This window comes from Pseudomonas sp. JDS28PS106 (genome assembly GCF_036706555.1).
Lineage (GTDB): Bacteria > Pseudomonadota > Gammaproteobacteria > Pseudomonadales > Pseudomonadaceae > Aquipseudomonas.
On sequence record NZ_JBAJGT010000010.1, the window covers coordinates 1 to 21,798 of the forward strand.

Annotated in this window: 20 protein-coding genes and 1 pseudogene; 8 read left to right on the forward strand and 13 right to left on the reverse strand. The window is 62.1% G+C overall.

The window, feature by feature from the left end; translation table 11 throughout:
- Positions 1-155 precede the first annotated feature (155 nt).
- Together TRP66_RS16670 and TRP66_RS16675 are read left to right on the forward strand one after the other, a co-directional pair.
- Positions 156-545: a hypothetical protein gene (locus TRP66_RS16670; RefSeq protein WP_333404745.1), complete on the forward strand. Its 390-nt coding sequence runs from the start codon at positions 156-158 to the stop codon at positions 543-545.
- Positions 529-717: a DUF1289 domain-containing protein gene (locus TRP66_RS16675; protein ID WP_333404747.1), complete on the forward strand. Its 189-nt coding sequence runs from the start codon at positions 529-531 to the stop codon at positions 715-717. The genes TRP66_RS16670 and TRP66_RS16675 overlap by 17 nt, the downstream gene beginning before the upstream one ends.
- A 69-nt stretch (positions 718-786) precedes the next feature.
- Here the strand turns inward: TRP66_RS16675 and mksF are convergent, their stop codons facing one another.
- From mksF to mksB, 3 genes are read right to left on the reverse strand one after another with little or no spacing between them, the layout of a single operon-like run.
- Positions 787-3,621: an Mks condensin complex protein MksF gene (gene mksF / locus TRP66_RS16680; protein WP_333404749.1), complete on the reverse strand. Its 2,835-nt coding sequence runs from the start codon at positions 3,619-3,621 to the stop codon at positions 787-789.
- Entirely contained in the window at positions 3,618-4,328 is a 711-nt protein-coding gene (gene mksE / locus TRP66_RS16685; protein WP_333404752.1) for an Mks condensin complex protein MksE, read from the reverse strand. Before mksE ends, mksF begins: the two co-directional genes overlap by 4 nt.
- Complete coding sequence (gene mksB / locus TRP66_RS16690; protein ID WP_333404754.1) at positions 4,318-5,595, reverse strand: Mks condensin complex protein MksB; 1,278 nt, start codon at positions 5,593-5,595, stop codon at positions 4,318-4,320. Before mksB ends, mksE begins: the two co-directional genes overlap by 11 nt.
- A 193-nt stretch (positions 5,596-5,788) precedes the next feature.
- Between mksB and TRP66_RS16695 the strand changes: the two genes are divergently transcribed.
- A complete protein-coding gene (locus TRP66_RS16695) occupies positions 5,789-6,598 on the forward strand; it encodes an energy transducer TonB (protein WP_333404756.1) in 810 nt (269 codons plus the stop codon).
- Positions 6,591-7,043, forward strand: a complete 453-nt coding sequence (gene rimI, locus TRP66_RS16700) for a ribosomal protein S18-alanine N-acetyltransferase (protein ID WP_333404758.1) — start codon at positions 6,591-6,593, stop codon at positions 7,041-7,043. Before TRP66_RS16695 ends, rimI begins: the two co-directional genes overlap by 8 nt.
- Before the next feature lie 14 nt (positions 7,044-7,057).
- Here rimI and TRP66_RS16705 read toward each other — a convergent pair whose 3' ends face one another.
- Positions 7,058-7,468, reverse strand: coding sequence for a serine kinase/phosphatase (locus TRP66_RS16705; protein WP_333404761.1), 411 nt, complete (start codon positions 7,466-7,468; stop codon positions 7,058-7,060).
- A 162-nt stretch (positions 7,469-7,630) separates the two neighbouring features.
- Here TRP66_RS16705 and can point away from each other — a divergent pair, with 162 nt between their 5' ends.
- Positions 7,631-8,269 (forward strand): carbonate dehydratase, encoded by a 639-nt coding sequence (gene can / locus TRP66_RS16710; protein ID WP_333404763.1) that lies wholly within the window; start codon positions 7,631-7,633, stop codon positions 8,267-8,269.
- 515 nt (positions 8,270-8,784) lie between these two features.
- On the opposite strand, the gene TRP66_RS23635 is transcribed toward can, so the two are convergent.
- The 8 genes and pseudogenes from TRP66_RS23635 to TRP66_RS16745 form a co-directional block, all read right to left on the reverse strand.
- Positions 8,785-9,660, reverse strand: a complete 876-nt coding sequence (locus TRP66_RS23635) for a methyl-accepting chemotaxis protein (RefSeq protein ID WP_442965215.1) — start codon at positions 9,658-9,660, stop codon at positions 8,785-8,787.
- Positions 9,643-10,458: pseudogene (locus TRP66_RS23640) on the reverse strand (MCP four helix bundle domain-containing protein); the annotation flags it as partial. The gene TRP66_RS23635 and the pseudogene TRP66_RS23640, both read right to left, overlap by 18 nt.
- A gap of 124 nt (positions 10,459-10,582) precedes the next feature.
- Entirely contained in the window at positions 10,583-11,239 is a 657-nt protein-coding gene (locus tag TRP66_RS16720) for an HD domain-containing protein (RefSeq protein ID WP_333404767.1), read from the reverse strand.
- A gap of 50 nt (positions 11,240-11,289) precedes the next feature.
- Positions 11,290-13,311: an acyltransferase family protein gene (locus TRP66_RS16725; protein WP_333404770.1), complete on the reverse strand. Its 2,022-nt coding sequence runs from the start codon at positions 13,309-13,311 to the stop codon at positions 11,290-11,292.
- 201 nt (positions 13,312-13,512) lie between these two features.
- Positions 13,513-14,400 carry an alpha/beta hydrolase gene (locus TRP66_RS16730; protein WP_333404772.1) on the reverse strand — a complete coding sequence of 296 codons (888 nt, stop codon included), beginning with the start codon at positions 14,398-14,400 and terminating at the stop codon, positions 13,513-13,515.
- Between the two features lie 26 nt (positions 14,401-14,426).
- Positions 14,427-16,676: a TonB-dependent siderophore receptor gene (locus tag TRP66_RS16735; RefSeq protein WP_333404774.1), complete on the reverse strand. Its 2,250-nt coding sequence runs from the start codon at positions 16,674-16,676 to the stop codon at positions 14,427-14,429.
- A 98-nt stretch (positions 16,677-16,774) separates the two neighbouring features.
- Positions 16,775-18,118 (reverse strand): HAMP domain-containing sensor histidine kinase, encoded by a 1,344-nt coding sequence (locus tag TRP66_RS16740; protein WP_333404776.1) that lies wholly within the window; start codon positions 18,116-18,118, stop codon positions 16,775-16,777.
- Positions 18,118-18,852, reverse strand: coding sequence for a response regulator transcription factor (locus TRP66_RS16745; protein ID WP_333404778.1), 735 nt, complete (start codon positions 18,850-18,852; stop codon positions 18,118-18,120). The genes TRP66_RS16740 and TRP66_RS16745 overlap by 1 nt, the downstream gene beginning before the upstream one ends.
- Positions 18,853-19,023: 171 nt before the next feature.
- On the opposite strand from TRP66_RS16745, the gene TRP66_RS16750 reads away from it, so the two are divergent.
- From TRP66_RS16750 to TRP66_RS16760, 3 genes are all read left to right on the forward strand, one after another.
- Positions 19,024-19,935 (forward strand): DUF4431 domain-containing protein, encoded by a 912-nt coding sequence (locus TRP66_RS16750; protein WP_333404780.1) that lies wholly within the window; start codon positions 19,024-19,026, stop codon positions 19,933-19,935.
- Positions 19,936-19,980: 45 nt separating this feature from the next.
- Positions 19,981-20,352 carry a zinc ribbon domain-containing protein YjdM gene (locus TRP66_RS16755; protein ID WP_333404783.1) on the forward strand — a complete coding sequence of 124 codons (372 nt, stop codon included), beginning with the start codon at positions 19,981-19,983 and terminating at the stop codon, positions 20,350-20,352.
- 105 nt (positions 20,353-20,457) lie between these two features.
- A complete protein-coding gene (locus tag TRP66_RS16760) occupies positions 20,458-20,898 on the forward strand; it encodes a thiol-disulfide oxidoreductase DCC family protein (RefSeq protein ID WP_333404785.1) in 441 nt (146 codons plus the stop codon).
- A 252-nt stretch (positions 20,899-21,150) separates the two neighbouring features.
- Here TRP66_RS16760 and TRP66_RS16765 read toward each other — a convergent pair whose 3' ends face one another.
- Positions 21,151-21,597, reverse strand: coding sequence for a universal stress protein (locus TRP66_RS16765; RefSeq protein WP_333404787.1), 447 nt, complete (start codon positions 21,595-21,597; stop codon positions 21,151-21,153).
- Between the last annotated feature and the right edge of the window lie 201 nt (positions 21,598-21,798).

Genomic DNA, 21,798 nt, shown 5'->3' on the forward strand with positions numbered 1-21,798 from the left:
CAGCAGTGAAACGATGCATCGCCGATGGTAGTGTGGGGTTTCCCCATGTGAGAGTAGGTCATCGTCAAGATTCATTCCGAAACCCCTGATTGCATAAGCAGTCAGGGGTTTTGTCTTTCTGGAATCTTCCACCCAACGCTCGGGAGTCGTTTTTGATGGCCTCATCGAAACGTAAGCATGCGAACATGGAGCGGGAACTGGCACGCTCGCTGACTACCGCATGCGAATTGGCGAAAAGCGAATTCCCAGGTTTCGAGTGGCTGACGCATCGCGTCGACTACGACCATTTCCCGCAAAGCCTTGTCGTCACCTGGGTATTTAATAAGGACGTCGAGATGCACCAAGCCAGTTCGAGCAAAGACCGCGCGAGAATTGCCGAACTCACCCAAACGGCGCTTGAGGACATAGGCATCTCTATCTCCAACATCGAGACTCACCTGGAGTTCGATTCCGAAGAGCGCTGCGCATCGGCCAACGGCGGTGACTGGGCGGCACGGCTTAACCTGCGGCAGCGATCAGGTGGCAAGCATGGCCAAAGACATTGAGAACCCCTGCGTCTCGCTCTGTCAGTTGAACAGTGAGATGTGCGTCAGCTGCGGTCGTACCCGCGAAGAGATCCGCAAGTGGCGGGGCATGAAACGGCCCGAGAAAATGGCCACCGTGCAAAAGGCCGCGACCCGCATGAAAGCCATCACCAAAAAGAAGAACAAAGGCTAGCGACACCGCAGAACGAGCTATAAAAAAGGCCGCATTCTCATGCGGCCTTCGTTCACGTCTCAACGAGGGTTATCCAGCAACGGCTTCCTCTTCGACCGCTTCAAGCTTCGGCTGCGCTTCATCGCGGCGCTGAATGTACTTCCAGTCCGCTTCGTCGATATAGATGCCGTTGGGCCCGCTGCCGCCTTCGAGGTCGATGGCAACGTGCGCTGAGACCTGCGGTTTAACACTCGCCAGGATCGGCACGAAGCCCAACTGCAAGCTGGTTTCCAGCAGAGCCGACTGGTTCTTCTCGTCGATGTCTGCTGCCTCGTCGAGGTAGTAGGGCAGGCGTACACGTCCAGCCAGATCGCGGTCCATCAGGTGCAACAACAGATACATGTTGGTAAGCGCCTTGATGGTCATGGTCGTGCCGTTGGATGCGGCCCCATCGATATCGGTGTGAATGATCGGCTGACCATTGACCTTGGTGATCTCGAAGGCCAGCTCGAACAAGTCCTTGAGGCCCAACTGGTTGTGGTTGGCTGCGACCAGACGCGCCAGGTACTCCTTGGCTTCCTCGTTCTTGTTGTCCTGCTCGGCGCTCTGGCTCAGGTCGAAGACCGACAGCGTCTCGCCTTCCTCGTACTGACCGGCACTGTGAATGATCTGATCGATATGCTTCAGCGCTTCCTTGTTGGGCGCCAGAACGATACGGAAACTGGCGAGGTTGGAGACCTGGCGCTTGTTGATCTCGCGGTTGAACAGCGCGAGCTGATGTTCGAGGCTGTCATAGTCGCTGCGGATGTTGCGCAGGGTACGCGCGATGTCGGTGACCGCCGCGCGCCGTGCCTTGCCAAGCGTCAGCGCTTCGTCGGTGCGATGCGCGTAAGCGTTGATCAACAGTTGCAGACGACGCTCCACGTCATCTTCGCTGTCGAACTTGGCAACGCCCTTGAGCCGTACCTGCGCATAGAGCGCGTCGATCTGCCCGTCGCTGCGCAGCAGCGCCTGCCAGCTGTCCTGGTAGTCATTGAGCAGCGGCAGCAGGTTTTCCATCGAGTCGTCGACCGGCTCCATGAACGGCGTACCGAATGGCATGTCTGCCGGCAGCAACTGACGACGGCGCAGCGCGTCATCCAGCGTTCGCTGTTTCGATTCCAGATCGCCGATCTGCCGCGCGACCAGTTGCAGCTTGGCCGACAGCTGCTGGACCCGCTCGGTGAACGCATCACTGGAGCGCTTCAGTTCATCCTGGGCGGCCTCCATTTGCGCAAGCTCCTCGAGCTTGCCTGACTCCTCGGCGCTCAGCGTCTGGCAACGACGGAAGTCTTCCAGCGCCTTCTGCGCATCCAGCACCTGCTGGTACAAGGCCTCGGTCTGGTTCTTGCCGGCCACGCGGTCGGCGGCCACGGCCTGTTGGGTCTTGAGCTGCTTGAGCTCTTTTTCCAGGCGTTCTTTCTGATCGCGCAATGCGGCCCGGTCGGCCAGCGCCTGCAAGGCAGGGGGTTCGATGCTCGACAGGTTGATCGACAGACCCGGCACCTGGAATTGCTCGCCCTTGAAACCGTCCAGAATCGCTTCCAGAGATTTGACCCAGGCGTCGCCATCGTCCAGCGCGATGCCTTGCTCGCCCAGCGGCAGGCTGAACAGTGCACCGTTGAACAGGCGCATGAGGCGCTCGACGTCCGGTTGGGAAAACTCTTCGCGTAACCGGGCGTAGCTGTTGTTATCGGCGTGATCCAGTTGCTGTTTCACCGATTTCAAACGCTTTTCCAGATCGCGCAAACGCTCATCGAGATCCTCGGCACTGAACTGACGCGACTGGGCCAGCGCACCGGCCAGTTCGTCGTGCGCATCCTTGGCGGCCAGTAACTGCTGTTCCAGCACCCGGACGTCGTCCACCAGCGCGAAGCGGTTCTTGAGCACCGACAGCTCGCCCAGCCAGCGCTGAACGCTGCTGATTTCCCGCTCCAGACGCATCAGCTCCTGAGTGCTGTTTCGCTGATCGTTCTGCAGGACGTCCTGTTGCGCCCGGTAATGTTCCGCCTGGATGACCAGCTCTTCCTTGCGTGCTCCGGAATAGTCGGACCAGGTGCCCAGCAGCGAGTCCAGCAGCGGCGACAACCGGTGCAGCTTGCCGCGCAGAATGTCGCGCTGCCTGACGCCGGCGGCCAATGCTTCGACCAGCGGGCCGGCCAGGACCAGCGAGTTGTAATCCTGCTCCATGCGGCGCACATCGCGGAAGGCTTCTTCACAGGCGGCAATGTAGTCGACGCTGCCGGAGCGCAGGCTGTGTTCGAACGCGTCGAGGAACAACTGCTTGAGCTTGGCGGCGGTAATCTCGCGCATGTGCAGCAGGTTGATGAACAGTGCGCGGAAGGTCTTGAGGCTCTGTTCACTGGTCGAACGCAGCGGGATGAGGGTCAGGTCGAGCGGAATCGAAGTGTGTCCGCCCACCAGCAACCGACGCAACTCATCGGGCTTGAGTTCATAGGCTTTCAGCCCATGGCTTTCCAGGTTGTTGAACAGCTCTTTCTGACGCAGACAGGTATCGTCTTTCTGATAATGCGCCAGGTCCAGTTCGCCCGCGTAGGCGAAGAACTGGTGGCCGAAACCGCCGCCGGGTCCGCGCCCGACCACGCCGATCACATGCGGACCGTGTGGCAGCGACACCTCGACCAGGATGTAACTGGTGTCGGAAGCGAAGTAGAAACGGCGCGACTGTTCGAGGCTGTACTTGCCGAAGCTCATGTCGGACATGCGGGCCAGGATCGGGAACTGCAATGCGTTGATCGACGCACTCTTGCCCAGGTTATTCGCGCCGTAGACCGACAACGGGTTTTCCAGCGGGAACAGCCCGAGGCTGTAGCCGGCGGTATTCAACAGCGCGAAGCGGCGAATGCCATAGCGTTCCTGGCTCATGCGTTCATCTCCTGTTCCTCGGCAACGGCGCGGGCCAGCGCCTGCTCTTCGGTTTCCTCGTCTGCCTGATCGAATTCATCCAGATCCAGAGGATCGTCGGTCTGCAACAGTTTCTCGTCGCTGTCATCGTCGATGAGGATCGGCGTGGGCAGCGGCAGGGCGCTGTGCAGACTGGCGGCCAGGTCCCGGTCCTGCTGGACCGACAGGCAGACGTCGAGAAAGCGGTGCATGGGCGGCAGGAAACGGTAGACGCCCACTTCCTCGCCGGCAAAGCCGAGCTGGGTCATGCGGCGCAGGATTTTCTCTTCCAGTTCATCCTGGGTCTGCACTTCGGCTTGCAGGAACAGGTCGCGGTATTTCTCCAGCATCGAGGGCAGTTCGTCCCGGCCCAGGCTGCCGCCGTCCAGTACGGCGATGGGATCACGGCCCTGATCGGCAAGGCGTTCGACCAGGATGAAGGTGAACAGCGCCAGACGCTGCGCGGTCTTGTTGACCTGCGCCGCCGCCAGTTCAGGCACGAAGTAATAGAAACCACGGGTATCGCACACCAGTTCGAAGCCCAGCGCCTTGAACAAGGTGCGGTACTGGTCCTGGAAGTTGGAAAGCTGAGCGTACAGCTCTGGATCGCGGCGGCTGATGTGGTAGCCCTTGAACAGCTCGCGGAAGATCGGCGCCAGCTGGGACATTTCGGATAGATCAAGATGCATGAACAGTGCTCTCGGAATGCTCTGGCTGCTCGTCGGAACCGGCGAGCAGCGCGAAGGAGCGCAGGCTGACGCGGTGCTCCCGGGTAAGGTATTCGCGTCGCTCCAGGCGATCGCGGGCAAAGCGCTTGTCCCGCGAGAGGCGCGAGAACCAGTACAACAATTCTTCCGTTTCGCCCTCGGGCTCCTGCTCCAGCAGCCAGAGCATCAGGTCCGGCATTGGCAGGGCCTGTTCGCAGCGCTCGAGCATTTCCTTGACCGTGCGCGGCGCGCGCGGCGGCTCGCCCTTGCGGGTGCTGCTGGCCTTGGGGAATTTCGCGGGTTTGGGTTCGAACCGGGCCAGCGCGTAGACGTAGGCTTCGACCTGGCTGGCATTGCCAAGGAACGTGCTCTGCGGGCGGGTGAACAAAGGCATTGCCGCCTGTGGCACAGCGTCGAGACCCTTGCGCCGGATCGCGGACAACGCCAGCGCGGCGCCGCGGGTAACGGCATTGTGGCGACGGGCTTCTTCACGCAGCGGCAGCAGCAGCTCGCGCGCATGACGCAAGGTGAGCTGAGCGCTGGTCTGCATCTCCAGAATCCGCGCATGGGTGCGCAGCAACATGTCGTCATCTACCAGATGCCCCAGCCGCTGCTGCTCGGTCAGCAGGCGCAACAGGACCTTTTCGACCTTGCGTACGCCCTGCTCAAAGGCACCGTCGGCGTTGACCAGCTGGATCATCGGCTCGACGTACTCATCCCAGGTCGCCAGCACTTCGGCGTAGCGCTGGCGCAGCGGAATCTGCCGGTCGCTGGTCTTGGCACGCTCGGCCACGGCGACCAGTGCCTGCTCGTCGTTGGCGAGTTTCTTGAGAACGTCGCGCACGCGCATGTCCAGCAGACGCAACTGACGCGCCAGATCGTTGGCATCACGAATGTCAAACGCGTCCTGGATATAGCCGGCCAGTCGCTCCAGGTGACGCAGATAGGCTTCGATCTCCAGGCACAGCCCGAGTCGATGCTCGCGGCGCAGATAGGAGAGGAAGTCGTGGATCTGGGCATTGAGTTCGAAACGGTTCGGACTCTTGGCGACCGGGACCAGAATGTCCAGGCGTATCCAGACGTCCAGCAAATGGGTGATGTCTTGCGGGGTGCTTTCCTGCTGCCGTGTCGCCAGTTGCTGACGCAACTCGCTCAGGCTCAGGGTGCCCTGGTCGAAGTGTTCGCACAAAGGCTCGAGTAACGCCCAGTGTTCGGCAAGGGCGCGCAGGACGCGCTTGGGTTCGATCATTGGATGGCCGGCTGTTGGCAAATGAAAGTCGGCGATTGTACTGCATCATCCCGGCAAGATTTCACCTCCCGGCGGCATCAGCGCACGAAAGCTTGTAACAGTCCGAGGCGGCCGGCACATGTCGGATCCTGGCTCGACGATTACCGGCCAAGCGCCTAGAATTGCGCGCTGAACTTATCCCCTGGTGGTTTCCTTGCTCAACGAGTCCCGTCGCCGCGCCTATCTGACTTCGATGCAAGTGGTCAGCTGGCTGCCGCGTACCGAACTGCCTTTCGCCGCGCCGTCGCGCCCGGAGCTGCTGGCGTGGTTGCCGACGCCGGTGGAACCACCGTCCGGCCCCGCGCCGGCCGCACAGGCGTCAGGCGAGCCGGTGGAGTCGAGCGTTGCCGTGGCGGCGCCCCCGGCGCGACCGGCCGAGCGTCCCCGAATCGAGGTGCCACGCCCTTCGTCCGCGGCGCGGACGCCGGCTCCGGTCGCGAGCGAAAGTGTCGAGCCTGCGCAGGTCAAACCTGTCGCTGTACCACCGCCGCGTTTCGCATTGCAGCTGCTGCGCGCCGGAGGCTGTCTGCTGTTGGTCGAGTTGTCCACTGGCCAGCCGTTCCAGAGTCGCGATCCTTCCTACCTGCTGCTCAAGGACATGCTGCGCGCCGCGGGCCTGCCGGACAGCCCGCAGATCATCGGCGAGCCGGTGCGCTGGCCCTTGCTGGTGCGCGGCAATCTGGATCAGGGGCCGGAAGCGGCGCGCGATTTCGTACAAGGCTTCATTGCCGCGCGCTTCGAGGAAGAACCCTGCAAATGCCTGTGGCTGATCGGACTGCCCGCGCTGCGTTTCGCCGCCGAGGCGGATGCCGAGGCCTATAACCAGGAAGTGCAGGTCGATGGGCTGGGCACGGCATGGGCCTTGCCAAGCCTGGAATTGTTGATGGACGAGCCGGAGCGCAAGGCCGGCGTCTGGCAAGCCATGCGTCGGCTGATGGCGCGCTGGAAACCCCATGATGAGTGAGTCAATCAGTTTTCGCCCGATGACCGAGGCGGACCTCGACGCTGTGCTGAAGATCGAATACGCAGCGTTCAGCCACCCCTGGACCCGCGGGATTTTTCTCGACGGGCTCAAATCCTATGAAATCTGGCTGATGTTCGAAGGCTCGCAACAGGTGGGCCACGGCGTCATTCAGGTCATCATCGACGAAGCGCATCTGCTCAATATCACCGTCAAGCCGGAAAGCCAGGGGCGCGGACTGGGCTACCGCCTGCTCGACCACCTCATGAAGCGCGCCTATCAACTCGACGCTCGCGAATGCTTCCTAGAGCTGCGCGACAGCAACCGCCCGGCCTACCGGCTGTACGAGAACTACGGCTTCAACGAGATCGGTCGACGCCGGGACTATTACCCGGCAGTGGGCGGGCGGGAAGACGCGGTCGTCATGGCCTGCACACTGCTGGAGTAGTCACCGGCTGTTGATCAGGGACGGTCCGGGCGGCCGTCCAGCGGATCGACGATCGCCATTTCTTCTTCATCCAGACCGTTACCGCCGCCGATGTCGTCTTCGTCGACGATGGTCACTTCCAGATCTGCCGGGCCGTCCTCGCCCTGTTCGTCGGGAGAGCGCGCGCCGTCTTCGCGAATCAGGGTTTCCGGCGACAGGTCATCGTCGGTCTGGTGATGATCGGCGGTGGACGCGCCAGTCAGCCCTGCTTCGGCTTCACGGGAGTCGGGCAACACATGCTCCAGTTCGTCCTCGGGCATCTCGTCGCCGATCCGGGCGGTGTCATCGTCATCGAAGCGCAGCTCGCGCATCGAACCCATGCGGTCTTCGTTGTCGTCGATGGGCTCGGGCTGCGGCGCATCGTACGGACGGCGTGAATCGTTCATGGCAAATCCTCGTTGAGTAGGGCCTGTAAGGTGGACCGGCCGCGACTTTGAAGATTCCGTGTTTCGTCATCCACTGGACAGGCAGCGCTGCTCGTCCGCCACGCGTGACTTGAACCGACGCGCGCCAGTCATACCTGAGCATCATTACCGAGGCGTCATAGCATGAACGATCTACAAGACCTGATCGATAACAACGAGCGTTGGGCCGCGGCGATCAAGCAGGAGGATCCCGAGTTCTTCGCCAAGCTGGCGCGCCAGCAGACCCCCGAATACCTCTGGATCGGTTGCTCGGACGCTCGCGTCCCCGCCAACGAAATCGTCGGCATGCTGCCGGGCGATCTGTTCGTGCATCGCAACGTAGCGAACGTCGTGCTCCACACCGACCTGAACTGCCTGTCGGTCATCCAGTACGCGGTGGACGTACTCAAGGTGAAACACATTCTGGTGACCGGGCATTACGGCTGCGGCGGCGTGCGTGCCTCGATGCAAGACCGCCAGTTGGGCCTGATCGACGGCTGGATTCGCTCGATCCGCGACCTGTACTACGAAAATCGCGCAGACCTGGCGAAATTGCCGACCGAGGAAGAGCGCGTCGATCGCCTGTGCGAGCTGAACGTCATCCAGCAGGTGGCGAACGTCGGTCACACCACCATCGTCCAGAACGCCTGGCATCGCGGCCAGAGCCTGTCGGTGCACGGCTGCATCTACGGCATCAAGGACGGTCGCTGGAAGAGTCTCGACGTGACCATCAGCGGCCTGGATCAACTGCCGCCGCAGTACCGGTTGCGTCCGCAGGATTGATTGGACTCGTAGGAGCCAGCTTGCTGGCGATTGGCAAGACCTGACACACCGCGCAGTCTGATCTTGCTGCCGCTGCGCGGCAGATCGCTGGCAAGCCAGCTCCTACACGGATGCGGCAGTTCAAGCAGATGTATCGCACCTACCCGGTAGGAGCCAGCTTGCTGGCGATTGGCAAGACCTGACACACCGCGCCGTCTGATCTTGCTGCCGCTGCGCGGCAGATCGCTGGCAAGCCAGCTCCTACACGGATGCGGCAGTTCAAGCAGATGTATCGCACCTACCCGGTGGGAGCCAGCTTGCTGGCGAATGGCGAGACCTGACACAACGCGCCTCTGGTCTTGCTGCCGCTGCGCGGCAGATCGCTGGCAAGCCAGCTCCCACACAGGTGTGACCTGCGCCGCTTGGCATGTCGTAGGAGCGGATTCATCCGCGAGGCGCCGTTATAGACGATGCATCAGTGGCGCCTGATGTGTTTTTTCGCGGATGAATCCGCTCCTACGGATCCGCGTTGATCTTTAGAGCACGAAGCGCTGCACCATGGTGTTCAGGTCGGTGGCCAGCATCGACAGGGCATTGCTTGCCACTGTCGTCTGTTGCGCACCTGAGGCGGTCTGGCTCGACAGGTCGCGAATGCTGCTCAGGTTGCGGTCCACTTCGCCGGCCACTTGCGCCTGTTGCTCGGCGGCGCTGGCGATCAGCAGGTTGCGGTCGTTGATGGTGTTGGTCGAGCTGATGATGACGGTCAGCGCCTCGCCGGTCGCCGCGGCCTGCTCCAGCGTCAGGTTGGCCTGGGTCGCCGTGTGACGCAGTGATTCGGCGGTTTCCTGGGTGCTCTGCTGCACGCCATTGATCAAGGTTTCGATCTCGGTTGTCGACGCGCTGGTGCGCTGCGCCAGTGAGCGTACTTCGTCGGCGACCACCGCGAATCCGCGACCGGCCTCACCGGCGCGCGCGGCCTCGATGGCAGCGTTGAGTGCCAGCAAATTGGTCTGGTTGGCGATGGAGCGGATCACGTCGAGAATGCTGCTGATGCTCTGGGTGCGTTCGGCCAGCCCCTCGGCCTGTTGCGACGAGTCCAGCACGTTGTCGGTCAGTTCCTTGATTGAACTGATGGTCGCCGACAGCCGGACCTGCCCCTGAGCAGCGGCCTGGGTCGAGGCCTGAGACTCGGTCACGGTATTGCTGGCGTTGCCCGCGACTTCCACCGCGGCCTGGCTCATCTGGTTCACGGCCACGGCGGCCTGCTCGATCTCATCGTTCTGCAATTGCAGGTTGACTGCGCTGGCTTCGGCGATGCTGCCCATTTCCTGGACTGACTGCGAGAGCTGGCTGGCGGCGGCGTAGATCTGGTCGATGGTGCTGTGCAGGTTGCCGCGCATGCGTCCCAGCATGATCAGCAGTTGCGCGGTCTCGTCCTTGCCCTGGGGTATTTCATGCTCGGAAAGGTCCCCGTCGGCGATGGTGCTGGCGATATGCAGGGCGTGGCGCACGGGGTGGATGATGCTCACGCTCAGGCGCCACGCGAGCAGCAGAGTCAGCGCCAGCGCGACGCCAATCGCGCTCAGGGCGATGATCCGTGTCCGCGTGTAGCTGGCGCTGGCCGCCTCGACGGCCGCAGCGGCGCTCTGGGTATTGAGTTCGCGCAACAACTGAACCTGCATGTCCATCAGATCGCCGTGCATGGACAGCATGGTGTTGGACAGCATGCGCGCTTCATCGAGCTTGCGCTGTTCGATCAGCGCGATCTCGTCCTGCAAGCCCGGCATGAATGCCTTGTAGGCATCCTGCAAGGCGAGGATCGAATCGCGCTCGGTGCCGTTGCCGACCCGCGCCAGGTAATCGGCGAAACCTTTCTCCACTTCGTTTCTGAGCTGCTCGACATTGATCTTGCTGTTGATCACCGCGCCGGGGTCATCGGCATTGGCGATCAAGCGGGTGGTCTCGCTGCGCAGCTTCACCAGCGCGATGGCGATAGCGTCGGCCATGGCAATGCTCGGCATCGCACCGCTTTCCACCGCCGCACCCTGATTGCGGAGGTCCTGCATCTGCAACAGGCTGAATACGCCCAGCGCGACCATCAGCAGCGCCGTAATGCCGAAACACAGCACCAGTCGCTGAGCGATCCTGAAGCGGCGCAGCACTGACGTCCTCGACCGGGGGCGCAAGAAGCGAGACAGGAATTTTTTCACGGTGCATGACCCTATAAACAAGCATCTTCGAAGACGCGTTTATAAGGCAGTCGTGTGATGTCTTTATGACATTGCGACGTGAGTCACGGTTTTTGCCGTCAACACAGCGTTCGGAGCATTCCGGTCAATCCGGTGCGCCGACTTCTTCCATCAGCTCGGCCAGAAAACGCTGCAAACGCTCATGCCGCATGCCTGCGATACGCGCGCCTGTGGCCGTCTGGAATCCCTCGGCCAGGTGCAGCAGCTTGGTATGGAAATGATCGACGGCGAAGCGCTTGTCATCGTAGGGCCGATGATCGGCGCCGGGGTCCTGAGGATCGTAGAGCGAACTGCCCATGCGCCCGGACACATAGAAAAGCCGCGCCACGCCGACCATGCCCAGCGCATCCAGACGGTCGGCATCCTGAAGAATCTTCGCTTCCAGAGACAGAGGAGCAATGTCCGCGGAAAAACTGTGCGCCTCGATCGCATGAGCGACCGAGGCGATGCGTTCTTCGTCCCAGCCCATTTCGTTGAGCAGTTCACCGGCCTTGGCCGCCGCGAGCCGGGATGCGCTGGCGCGGAACGGAGAGTTCTTCTCCACGGCGACGCAGTCATGCAACAGGGTGGCGGCCACCAGCACTTCGGCATCACCGCCTTCGCGGTCACGGATCGCACAGACATTGCGCCACACCCGCTGCAAATGCGAGATATCGTGCGAGCCGTCGATCTTTTCCGCATGGGTATGGGGAATCAGGCGGCGGGCCAAATCCTGAAAAGGGGCGAAACTGGCGTAGGTCATCGACGACCTCCTGAGCGACCGGGCACAGCGACACAGTGTAGACCGACAGGTCACTGGGCAAGCAACTCGCTGATGTGTCCGGCGAGCAGTCGTGCGCCGTTGTCGTTCAGGTGGTTGAAATCCTTGTACCAGGAATCGGCGTCGCCGATCAGGCACTGCTGGCGGCGGCAGAAGACGTCATCCAGAGTGACCAGTCGCGCATGGTTCAAGCGCCGCTCCTGCTCGAAGGTCTCGCGGCTGAAGCGTTGCAACTGATCGTGAAGGTCCATCGGTACCGAGAGAGTGCTTACCAAACGCATTTTTTCTTCCGGGGTGTCGGCGGCATCCCGCGCCAGTCGGTAATACAGGTTCTTGGGGTTGATGATTTGCTGCGGGACCTGGGCCACGATGAAGACCTCGGCGCCCAGCTCGCGGTAGGCCCGCACGGTTTCGTGCAGAGCCTTGCGAAATACCTTTCGCGACGCTTGTTTGCTGCGTTCCTGGCTGTCGCTCGTGACCAGAAAATAGTTGGTCTTTTCCCGCTCGTGATAGTTGCCGTCGGTGTACAGCGTCCAGCGCGCGACCAGCACGACCTTGCGGATGGCGTGCTGCTTCACGTATTCGAGCTGCCGGGCTGCCAGCGTCTCGCACACGCCTGGCGCATAATTGCCGTGGGCGACATCGACGCCGAGCAACGGCAGGCAGCCGCCCAGGCCAATATGCGCCAGCGTTTCACCCTGTTCCCGGGCTGCCGCGTCGAAGGTCGACAGTAGTGCTTCGGAATGACTGTCGCCAAACACCGCGACGCTTGGCGTCGCACCGGCGTTCGCCAGGCCGAACAGACAGAAGTCCACATTCCAGCCCGTGCCGTCGTGGCTCTGGTCGCACTGTTCGCGTACCTGGGGATCGGTGAATGCTTGATAGATTGCCGGGTCGACGTTGAAGCGCTGGGCGAATCCGTTGTGGCTGTATCCCGCCAGTCCCACTGCCATGAACATGACCGAAGCGGTCGCCGTGAAACCGAATACCTGGCGGCGCTCGAATCGATTTTTGTTGCGAAACGGCTGTTCGATGAAGCGCCAGCTCAGCCACGCCAGCGCCAGTGACGCCACCACCAGCCCCAGCATCACCGCCAGCGGCGGCTCCACCAGTGTGCTGTGCCGGGCGAAGGCGAACAGCGGTTGATGCCAGAGGTAGGCGCTGTAACTGATCATGCCGATTCCTACCATGACCCTGTTGCTCAGAGCGCGCCCGACCAGCGTCCGCGCGTCGGCGAAAAGGATGACGAGGGCGGCGCCCATGACCGGCAGCAGGGCATTGATTCCGGGAAACGGCGTGCTTTTGTCGAACCGCAGCACGGCGTAACCGATCAGTACCAGCCCCAGCAGGCTGGCGAGCTGACTGAGGCCATGATGGGGCTGCAGACTGCGCGGACGCCAGGAGAAATAGAACGCGATAAAAGACCCGACCAGCAGCTCCCAGGCACGGGCGTGCAGCAGATAGAAGGTGCTGGTGGCGTCTTCTCGGGCGCCCGTTTCAGCGATGACGAAACTGGCCGCCGCGGCCACGGCCAGGATCGCGACCAGGCGCTTGCGACCCAGCCCCCACGCCGCCATCAGAAAAAGCGGAAAGAACAGGTAGTACTGTTCTTCGACGGCCAACGTCCAGGTGTGCAACAGCGGTTTCAGGTCGGCACTGGCATCGAAGTAGCCGCTCTCCAGCCAGAACAGCAGGTTCGATGAAAAGAGCGGCACGGCCACCAGACTTTTCGCAAAGTACTTGAAGTCCTCCGGGTCCAGCAGCACCCAGGCCGCTGGCACGCACAGCGACATCATCGCGAACAGTGCGGGCAGGATGCGTCGCGCGCGTCGTTCGTAGAAAGTCACCAGCGAAAAGCGCCCGGCAAGCATTTCGGCGAGGATGATGGAGGTGATCAGGTAACCGGAGATCACGAAGAACACGTCGACGCCGACATAGCCGCCGGGAAACCAGTTCAGGCCGCAGTGATAAAGAATGACGGGAAGCACTGCGACCGCGCGCAGGCCATCGACTTCCGGGCGATAGCCCAGCGCCGGGTTATGAGAAGTACCCATGGTTCTGCTCTTGAGGTGACCGGGCATGAGCGGTTACTGCGGGCCGGAATGGCTACCGCCAACGCATGACGTTGAGGGGAAGGGCCGCGGCTGGACAGCGCGGCCGGGGATGCCTGATTTATGTAGATCAGTGCCGTTGCGCTGTCCAGCCTCCATGCTCGACGAGACGACGACCGTGAAGACCGGATATCGGGCAGCGCGTCAGGGCTGCCGATTCAGCCAGAGCAGCGTGTAGCGCAGTGAAGCGGCCAGCATCGGGCCATGATTGAGGTCCGGGAATACCCGGTAATAGGCGTCCAGATTTGTAACGCCTTGAAATGATTTGTACAGCGAACGAGACGCCTGATCGGCCGCCTGGGGCGCCAGCTTCATCCGGGGTGGCGCGGCGGGTTCCTGGCCGCCGCGCATCAGCAGCACGGTGGCTGGGTGACCGGCCAGACGTCGCGCCAGACCCTGGCGTTCATCGAGCACGGCGCCCTGTCCCCACCACAAGGAGGGGCTGGCCGCTGCAAAGGTCTGGAAGCTCTGCGGCCGGGTAAACAAGGCATGCAGCACCAGCAGACCGCCGTAGGAGTGACCCCACAGCGTCTGGCGCCGAGCGTCCAGCGGCACGTGCCCGGCAACGGCCGGTCTGATGCGCGTTTCCAGCACATCGAGGAACGCGTCGGCGCCCCCGCTCGGCAGACCGGTCAAAGGGTCTTGCTGGTCTGGCGCATGGCCGAGTCGCGGCGTGTAGTCCAGGGTACGGCCCGCGCGGTCGATACGGTCATGAGTCGGCGAACCGACCGCAACCAGCACCGGGGCCGCGCCTTGCGCCAACTGCTGCAACAAATCGGCGTTCAGCGCGCCCAGCGCGGCGTTGCCGTCGAGCAGCCAGGCCACCGGGAATCCCTGCTCAGGGGCAGGGCGGCGGGGCATTGCGATCCACAACCGGTAATGCCGCTGACCGTCGGCGGAGTCGACGTCCTGAGTCGTGAACCGGTAAGCCAGATCCTGGCGATGCAGGATACGATCGTCCATTGGCTGATCGGGCGCCGGACGGGCCTGGGCAACCGCGCTCGACAACAGCAAGGCGGCCACGACAGCCATCCGACCTTTTGCCCGCAAAGCTGCCATCAGAACGACGCCGTGAGGCTGGTGAACAGCGTACGGCCAGGCTCGTTGTAGGTGGCCGCCCCGGCGCCTTCGATGTTATTCACACCCTGGGCATTGCCCGCCCGCCACTGACGTTTGTCGAACAGGTTCTCCACGCCCGCGGTCAGGCTCAGGTTCTTGGTCAGTTCATAGGTGCCACTCAGGCCGGCCACCGCATAAGGCGCGACCTGATTGCGCGCCGAGCCGGTCACCCGGTCGCCGTGATAATCGTACTTCTTGGGCGTCTGCTTGCCATACCAGACCACGTTGAACTGCAACGACAGATCGTCGCGGGCCTGCCAGTCGAGCATCGAGTTGACCGTGTATTCCGGCGTGACCGACAGCACGTCTCCGGTTTCCTTGTTCTCCGAACGCAGCATCCAGGTGAAATTGTTGGTCCAGGTCAGGTCATCGGCCAGCGGCAGGGTCAGGTTGCCTTCCAGCCCTTCGACCACGGCCTTGGGCACGTTTTCCCAGGTGAAAATGGTCGCGTTCGCGGTGCTGCCGGTACCGCCCACCGCTGTGCCGACCGGGGTCATACCCGATTCGATCTTGTTCTTGTAGTCATTGCGGAAGTAGGTCAGTCCGGCAATCAGGCCATCGTTTTTGTACTCGATGCCCAGTTCCTTGTTGACGCTGGTTTCCGCTTCGAGGTTGGCATTGCCTTGCAGATAGCAACTGGTGGTCTGCCCATAGCAGCCCTGGCCGTTGCTATAGAGCAGGTAATCCTCGTCCAGTTGGTAAAGATTCGGCGCCTTGTAGGCGCGGGCGATACCGGCCTTGAGCGTGACGGTATCGGTCAGCTCATGGGACAGGTTCAGCGACGGGCTCCAGTTGAGCCCGACGATGTTGTGATCATCCAGCCGCAGGCCAGGTGTCACGGTGGTTCCCGGCAGCACCTGGATATTGTCCTCGATGAACAACGAAGCGATGCTTGCCGACATGCTACTGCTGCGGTCGGTGCTGGACAGGCCGGACACCGCGCCGCCGGCGGTGGTGGTCTGGGTGTTGGAGCTCGGATCGTCGAGTTTCTGTTCGACCCACTCGGTGCCCAGCGTCAGGGTCTGGTCGAATCCGAGGTGCAGCGGCAGATTGACTTCACCATGGGCCGTCAGATCCCGCAGCACCGAGGTGTTGAAATCGGTGCTGGAGAAAATTCCTTCGGTGCCGCCCGCCAGTCCTTCGCTGATGCGACTGTTACGGGTCTTTTCATACTGCACATAGGCCAGCGAGGTGCCCCAGTCCCAATCGCCACGATCGGTGACCGAATACGTCTCGCGAAACGTGCGATTGGTCTCGTGGCCAATGAGGTTTTTGACGGTGCTGTTGCTGTTGGTGTTCTGGGTGTCGCCCGAATAGATGTTGCCTTGGCGGCTGTAGCCGGCTTCGAAATCGAGGGTGTGTTGCGGAGACAGCTTCCAGCTCAGCAGACCGTTGACGTCTTTGTTGCGCACGCCCTCACGGCCGGCCGGCAAGGTGCCGACCTGATTGCCGGTGCGGGTCGATTCATGGCCGCTGTTGATGTCGGCATCGTCGGAGTCGGTTTTGGCAATGTTGCCGTAGACGCGGTAATGCAGGTTTTCGGTCAGTGGGCCGCTCAGGCTGAAGTTGGTACGCCGGGTGCCGCCTTCCTCGCTGTGCTCGGGGAACGAGGTGTAGACAGTGGCCGAACCATGGGTTTCGTCGGTCGGCTTCTTGGTGATGATGTTCACCACGCCACCTGCCGCGCCATTGCCATAGCGGGCCGCCGCCGGCCCGCGCAGGACTTCGATGCGTTCCACCAGCTCGGCGGGCACCCAGTTGCTGTCGCCACGGGTGTCGCGCTCGCCACGCCAGCCATAACGGACTGAATTGCGACTGCTGACCGGTTTGCTGTCCACCAGAATCAGGGTGTTTTCCGGTCCCATCCCACGAATGTCGATCTGCCGGTTGTTGCCGCGCTGACCACTGCTGGAGTTGCCGGTCAGGTTCACCCCCGGCATGGTGCGGATAATTTGCGACAGGTCATTGGCGGGCGGCCGCTTCTTGATGTCTTCGGCGGTGATAATGGACACGCCCGGCGCCTGCTTGACCTCTTCCTCGGCCGTCGCGACCACGTTCTGCGCTTCGAGCTCGATCGGCGCGGGCGCCGCTTTCGCTGCCGGCTCGGCGGCCAGAACCGTACAGGGCATCAAGTTGCAGGCGCTTAACAGGACAGCAAAAAAGGGCAGGGGCGGCAGGCGCAGATACATCGGGATCTCCTGGAACGGCGGGTCAGGCTACTGGCATCGAGCCTTTAGAGATCGCAGATGATAGTCAGATGCAAATGCGAGTAAAGCGCATTAACTTTCTAAACATTTGCGGCTCGCAGACGAATGTTCATCCGTAGGCCCTTGTCGCCCTGGGAAGCCCATAGCGCGCCGTTCTGCAGTTCGATGGCGCGGCGTGCGATGCTCAGGCCCAGGCCGAAACCTTTGCCGGGCGCGCCGTCCAGACGCAGGAAAGGTTCGAAGATCTTCTGACGCTCCGCTTCTGGCACACCGGAGCCTTGATCCTCAATGCACAGTTCCCAGCAGTCTCCCACTCGCACGCCCGACAGTCGCACGACGCCGTGTTCCGGCGAATGCCGGATCGCGTTGCGCAGCAGGTTTTCCAGTGCCTGCGCGAAGCTGTCCAGGTGTGCCAGCACCCGGCAGTCAGGACCGAGCTCGCAGGGCAGGCGTGACGCCGGCCAGCCGCTTTCGAAACCGGCATCGGCACTCAATGCCTCCCAGACCGACAGCACCACCACTTCCTCCATCGGCAACTGCGAGCGGGTGGCATCCAGCCAGGCCAGGTCCAGCGAATCGTCCACCAGCCGCTGCATATCGTCGACCTCGCGCGCCACGCGCTGTTGCAGATCAGGCTGCGATAGGCCGCTTTCGCTGGCGATGCGCAGGCGTGCCAGCGGCGTGCGGATTTCATGGGACAAGGTGCGTAGCAGCTGCCGTTGCTGCTTGAGGCTTTGCCGCAAGCGTTCGGCCATGTGCTCGAAAGCCAGCGCCAGCTCGCCCAGTTCGTCGCGACGCTGAGCCACCGAGCAGTCGATTGTGCTTTCAAGGTCATCGGCGCGCAGTGCGTTGGCGCGCTCACGCAGATCGGTGAGCGGCACGATAAGCTGGCGATAGACCAGCAGGCCCAGCGCGAACGCCAGCAAGGCCGGGACGATCCAGTGGGTGAACAGATGCGTCCAGGGCGTGAGCCCGGCGGGCAACAGCCGTTCAGGGAGCTGCATGACCAGACGCCCGCTGCCCGGATGCTCGGGGAAGGCGATGCTGACGTAAGGCAACTCGTCCTGCAGACGCCGGCTCATCGGCCAGTCCGGTTTGCGCATGAAGGTCAGGTGGGCGCTTTCATCTGCGCTCAGCGTGTGGGTGCCCAGACTCTGCAAATGCTCGCCGATCACTGCGACCCAGGTCTTTTCCTGGTGCTGCAAAGCCAGGCGCCAGCGCTCCACGTCTTCGGCACTGCCGGTCTGCCAGACCCGCTCGGCCTGACGGGCATAGTCAGCCAGTTTCTGTTGATCGGCCGGCGCCAGAAAGTAGGTGCTGCGCTCGACTTCCAGGCTCCAGCTCCAGATGGCCCACACCAGCAGCAGGCAGAAACCGACCTGGGTCAGGGCGAGCTTCCAGAGTAGCGAATGACGTCGGCGCATCAGTCCGCTGGCGCCCTGACCAGCACGTAACCCTGGTTGCGCACCGCCTGAATGGTCAGCTCGCGAAAGTTGATCGCTGTCAGCTTGCGTCGCAGGTTGCATACGTGCACATCCAGGCCACGGTCGAGCCGGGTGTAGCCACGATGCAGGACATGCTGATAGAGGAAAGCCTTGCTCAGCGGCTCGTCCGGATGTTCCAGCAAGGTCACCAGCAAGCGATATTCGGACTGGGTCAGGCCCGCGGCGCAGCCTTTGTAAGACACGTCCTGAGCGGCTGTGTCTCGTTGTAGCGAAACCGACGCCGACGTTTCCGGAGGCGGTGACTGCCGGTCAAGCCGTACCCGACGCAGCAAGGCATCCACCCGCGCGTCCAGTTCAGCGAGGCTGAATGGCTTGGGCAAATAATCGTCCGCCCCTTGGGTGAAACCACTGATCCGGTCCTGCTCCGCGCCTAGCGCGGACATCAGCATCACCGGCACGCCTTGCGCGCGGCGCAGGTTCGCCAGCACCTCGAGCCCGCTCATGCCGGGAAGCATGACGTCCAGCAGCACCAGATCGAAAGACTGCGCGCAGGCCATTTCCAGCCCGGCGCTGCCATGCCCGCTGGCGGACAGCGCAAAGCCGCGGCGCAGAAAATGCGCGCTCAGGTGCTCGCGCAAGTGCGGATCGTCTTCGATCAACAGTACGTGCGCGGGCGGCTGACAAGGATGAGTGTGCAGATGAGAGTTATTCACGGCTGCGAATAATGTCAGCTGCGTCTACGGGCGGCAATCGCCAATTGCGATGACCTTGAATTGTGCGGACTGTGATGCAGCTCCCGACCCGTGCCGATGCAGCTGACGGGCGGCAGGCTTTGCTCTAACCTCCCGGCCGCGTCGCTCCGACGTTTCCGGGATGTAGCACATATGGACTTCACTTTGCGTTTGCGTATTTTGTTCTGTCTGGTCTTCGGCGTGATGCCCCTGACTCAGGCACGGGCCGTGGAGCCGTGCCTGAGCTTCGAACCGGACGTGGTTTCCATTCAAGGCATGCTGGAGCGTCGCGTGTTTCCGGGTGTGCCCGGATTCGAAGACCTGACCACGGGTGACGAGCCTGAGGTCGGCTTTTATCTGGCGCTGGACTCGCCCTTGTGCATGGCTGGCAACGACGATGAAGAGGCGCTGAGCGTCGATGACGATGTGCGCCTGATCCAGTTGGTGCTCGATCAGCCGGGGTACGACGCGTTGCGTCCCTTGCTGGGTGAGACTGTGACGCTCAAGGGCAGCTTGTTCGGCGCGGTGTCCGGTCATCATCATACGGAAGTGCTGCTGCAGCAGGTTGAGAAGCTGGAAGGCGAGGCTTCGGAGCCGATTGACTGCGAAGTGCTCGACGAAAACATCCGGCTGGACAACGGCGGTTACCGTCCTTTGCTGCAAGGCACAATCATCGGGAGCCGCCGCGCTTACTTTCACGATGCGCCCCATGCCTCCTGCTCGGCGCAGAAAGCCTACGTCGTCGCCGGCGACACCGTGCAGGTATCGATGGGCACCGACAGTGCCTGGATCTACGGCACCTACACGGCGAAAAACGGCAAGCAATATGCGGGCTGGCTGGATCAGGCGCAGGTGGTGCTCAATTCCTGCCCGTCCTGCGAGCAACCCGCCGATACCCTCGACAGCGATGTGCGCGAATACCTTGATGTGGTGGAACTGTGCACCGCGACACCCGAATCGGAGGTCTGCAGGGATCTGGAAGTGATGTGGCACCCCTTGCGGGAGAAATACCGTAACAACCAGCCGGTGCTGAAGCTGCTGGGGGACACCTGGCCGCAGCAGTGAAACCCGGCCTCGCTCGCATCGAAAGCTAAAAGCCCTTTATAATTCATGGTCTTTAACCTTCGATGCGAGATTCCAGTGAGCTTACCGTCCTGCCCCAAATGCAATTCCGAGTACACCTACGAAGACGGCACCATGCTCGTTTGCCCGGAATGTGCTCATGAGTGGTCTGCCGCGGGCGAGGCCGCCGACGCTTCGGACGACGTGAAAGTGATCAAGGATTCCACCGGCAACGTGCTGCAGGACGGCGACAGTGTGACGGTGATCAAGGACCTGAAAGTCAAAGGATCCTCACTGGTGGTCAAGGTCGGAACCAAGGTCAAGAACATCCGCCTGGTGGACGGCGATCACGACATCGATTGCAAGATCGACGGGATCGGCGCCATGAAGCTCAAATCCGAGTTCGTGCGAAAGGTTTGATTCAAGCGCCTGACGCATTAGTCTGCACGCCTCGCGGTCCACCCCGGATCGCGGGGCGTTTGCGTTTCAGCGCATGCGGCGGACATCCAGTTCAGGAGCAACGTCATGCCAGCCAGCCCCGCGCCTTACCTGAAACCCGATGAATGTGTCGTGCTGTTCGACGGCGTCTGCAAGTTATGCAACGGCGTCGTGAAATTCCTGATCCGCCATGACCGGCATCGGCGGCTGCGTCTGGCCGCCGTACAGTCGCCGGAAGGCCAGGCACTGTTGAGGTGGGCCGGCCTGCCGCTCGACGAATTTCATACCATTGCATTGATCGTCAACGATCGGGTCTACCTGCGCTCGGACGCCTTTCTGTACATCATGCGGCTGCTGCCTTCGCCGTGGCCGTTGCTCGGTATCCTGCGCATCTTCCCACGCCCATTGCGGGACTGGGCCTACAACCGCATCGCGCTCAATCGCTATCGGTTGTTCGGGCGTTATGACCATTGCCTGCTGCCGCACGCGGATCACGAACGGCGCTTCCTCGGCGGTTCGCATTCGTAGGAGCGGATTTATCCGCGATCTGCCGCAAAGCGGCAGCAAACCGGACAGCGCGTTTTTTCAGATAGACCGCGTAATCGTTTTATCGCCAGCAAGCTGGCTCCCACGAACAGGTGTGCACGATTCGTAGGAGCGGATTTATCCGCGATCTGCCGCAAAGCGGCAGCAATGCCGGTTCATGCGGTGAATCAGGGAAACCGCGTCAGCGTTTATCGCGGATGAATCCGCTCCTACGGTCCTGCTGGGGCGGGCGGGCTAGCGCACTTCCACCAGCACCGGGCAGGGCGCCGCGTCCAGGATACGCTGACCCACCGAAGGATCTAGCAGGCGCCCCATGAACGACAGGTGTCGATGGCCGATCACGATAAGATCGCTTTCGATGCGGCGAGCCTCATCGCAAATCGCCTGCGCCGGGCTGTTGCCGCGCAGCGTGCTGGCCGAACACTGCATGCCCCGTTCGCGAAGCTGCCCTAAGGCGCGGTCGATCAGGACTTCGGCATGATGCTGCTCATTGGCCGCGGCGGGAAACTCCTGACGCGTCCCGGCCGTTTCGCAATCCTTCACGGCGTAGGCCGGGTCCACCACGCAGACCAGATGCAGACGGGCCGGCCCCGTACCTGAATCCGCCATGCGACGTGCGAGTTCCAGAACCTTGTCGCTTTGTTCATTGCCGTCGACGGCTACCAGAATGGTCGTGAACATATGACACCTCCTTGGACGACCAGTGTGCGGCGGTATTTGCGCGTCGGTAAATGCCGCGGTGCGCAACTATGTAGTGTGTCTCGCGCAATCGACGGGTGGTTATCCCACACGAGGCGTCACCGGCGTTGTGTTGTGGTCCAACAGCGCGAGACGTAGAATCCGCGGCATCCGGCTGTATTCCAATACTCACAAGAAAATCCA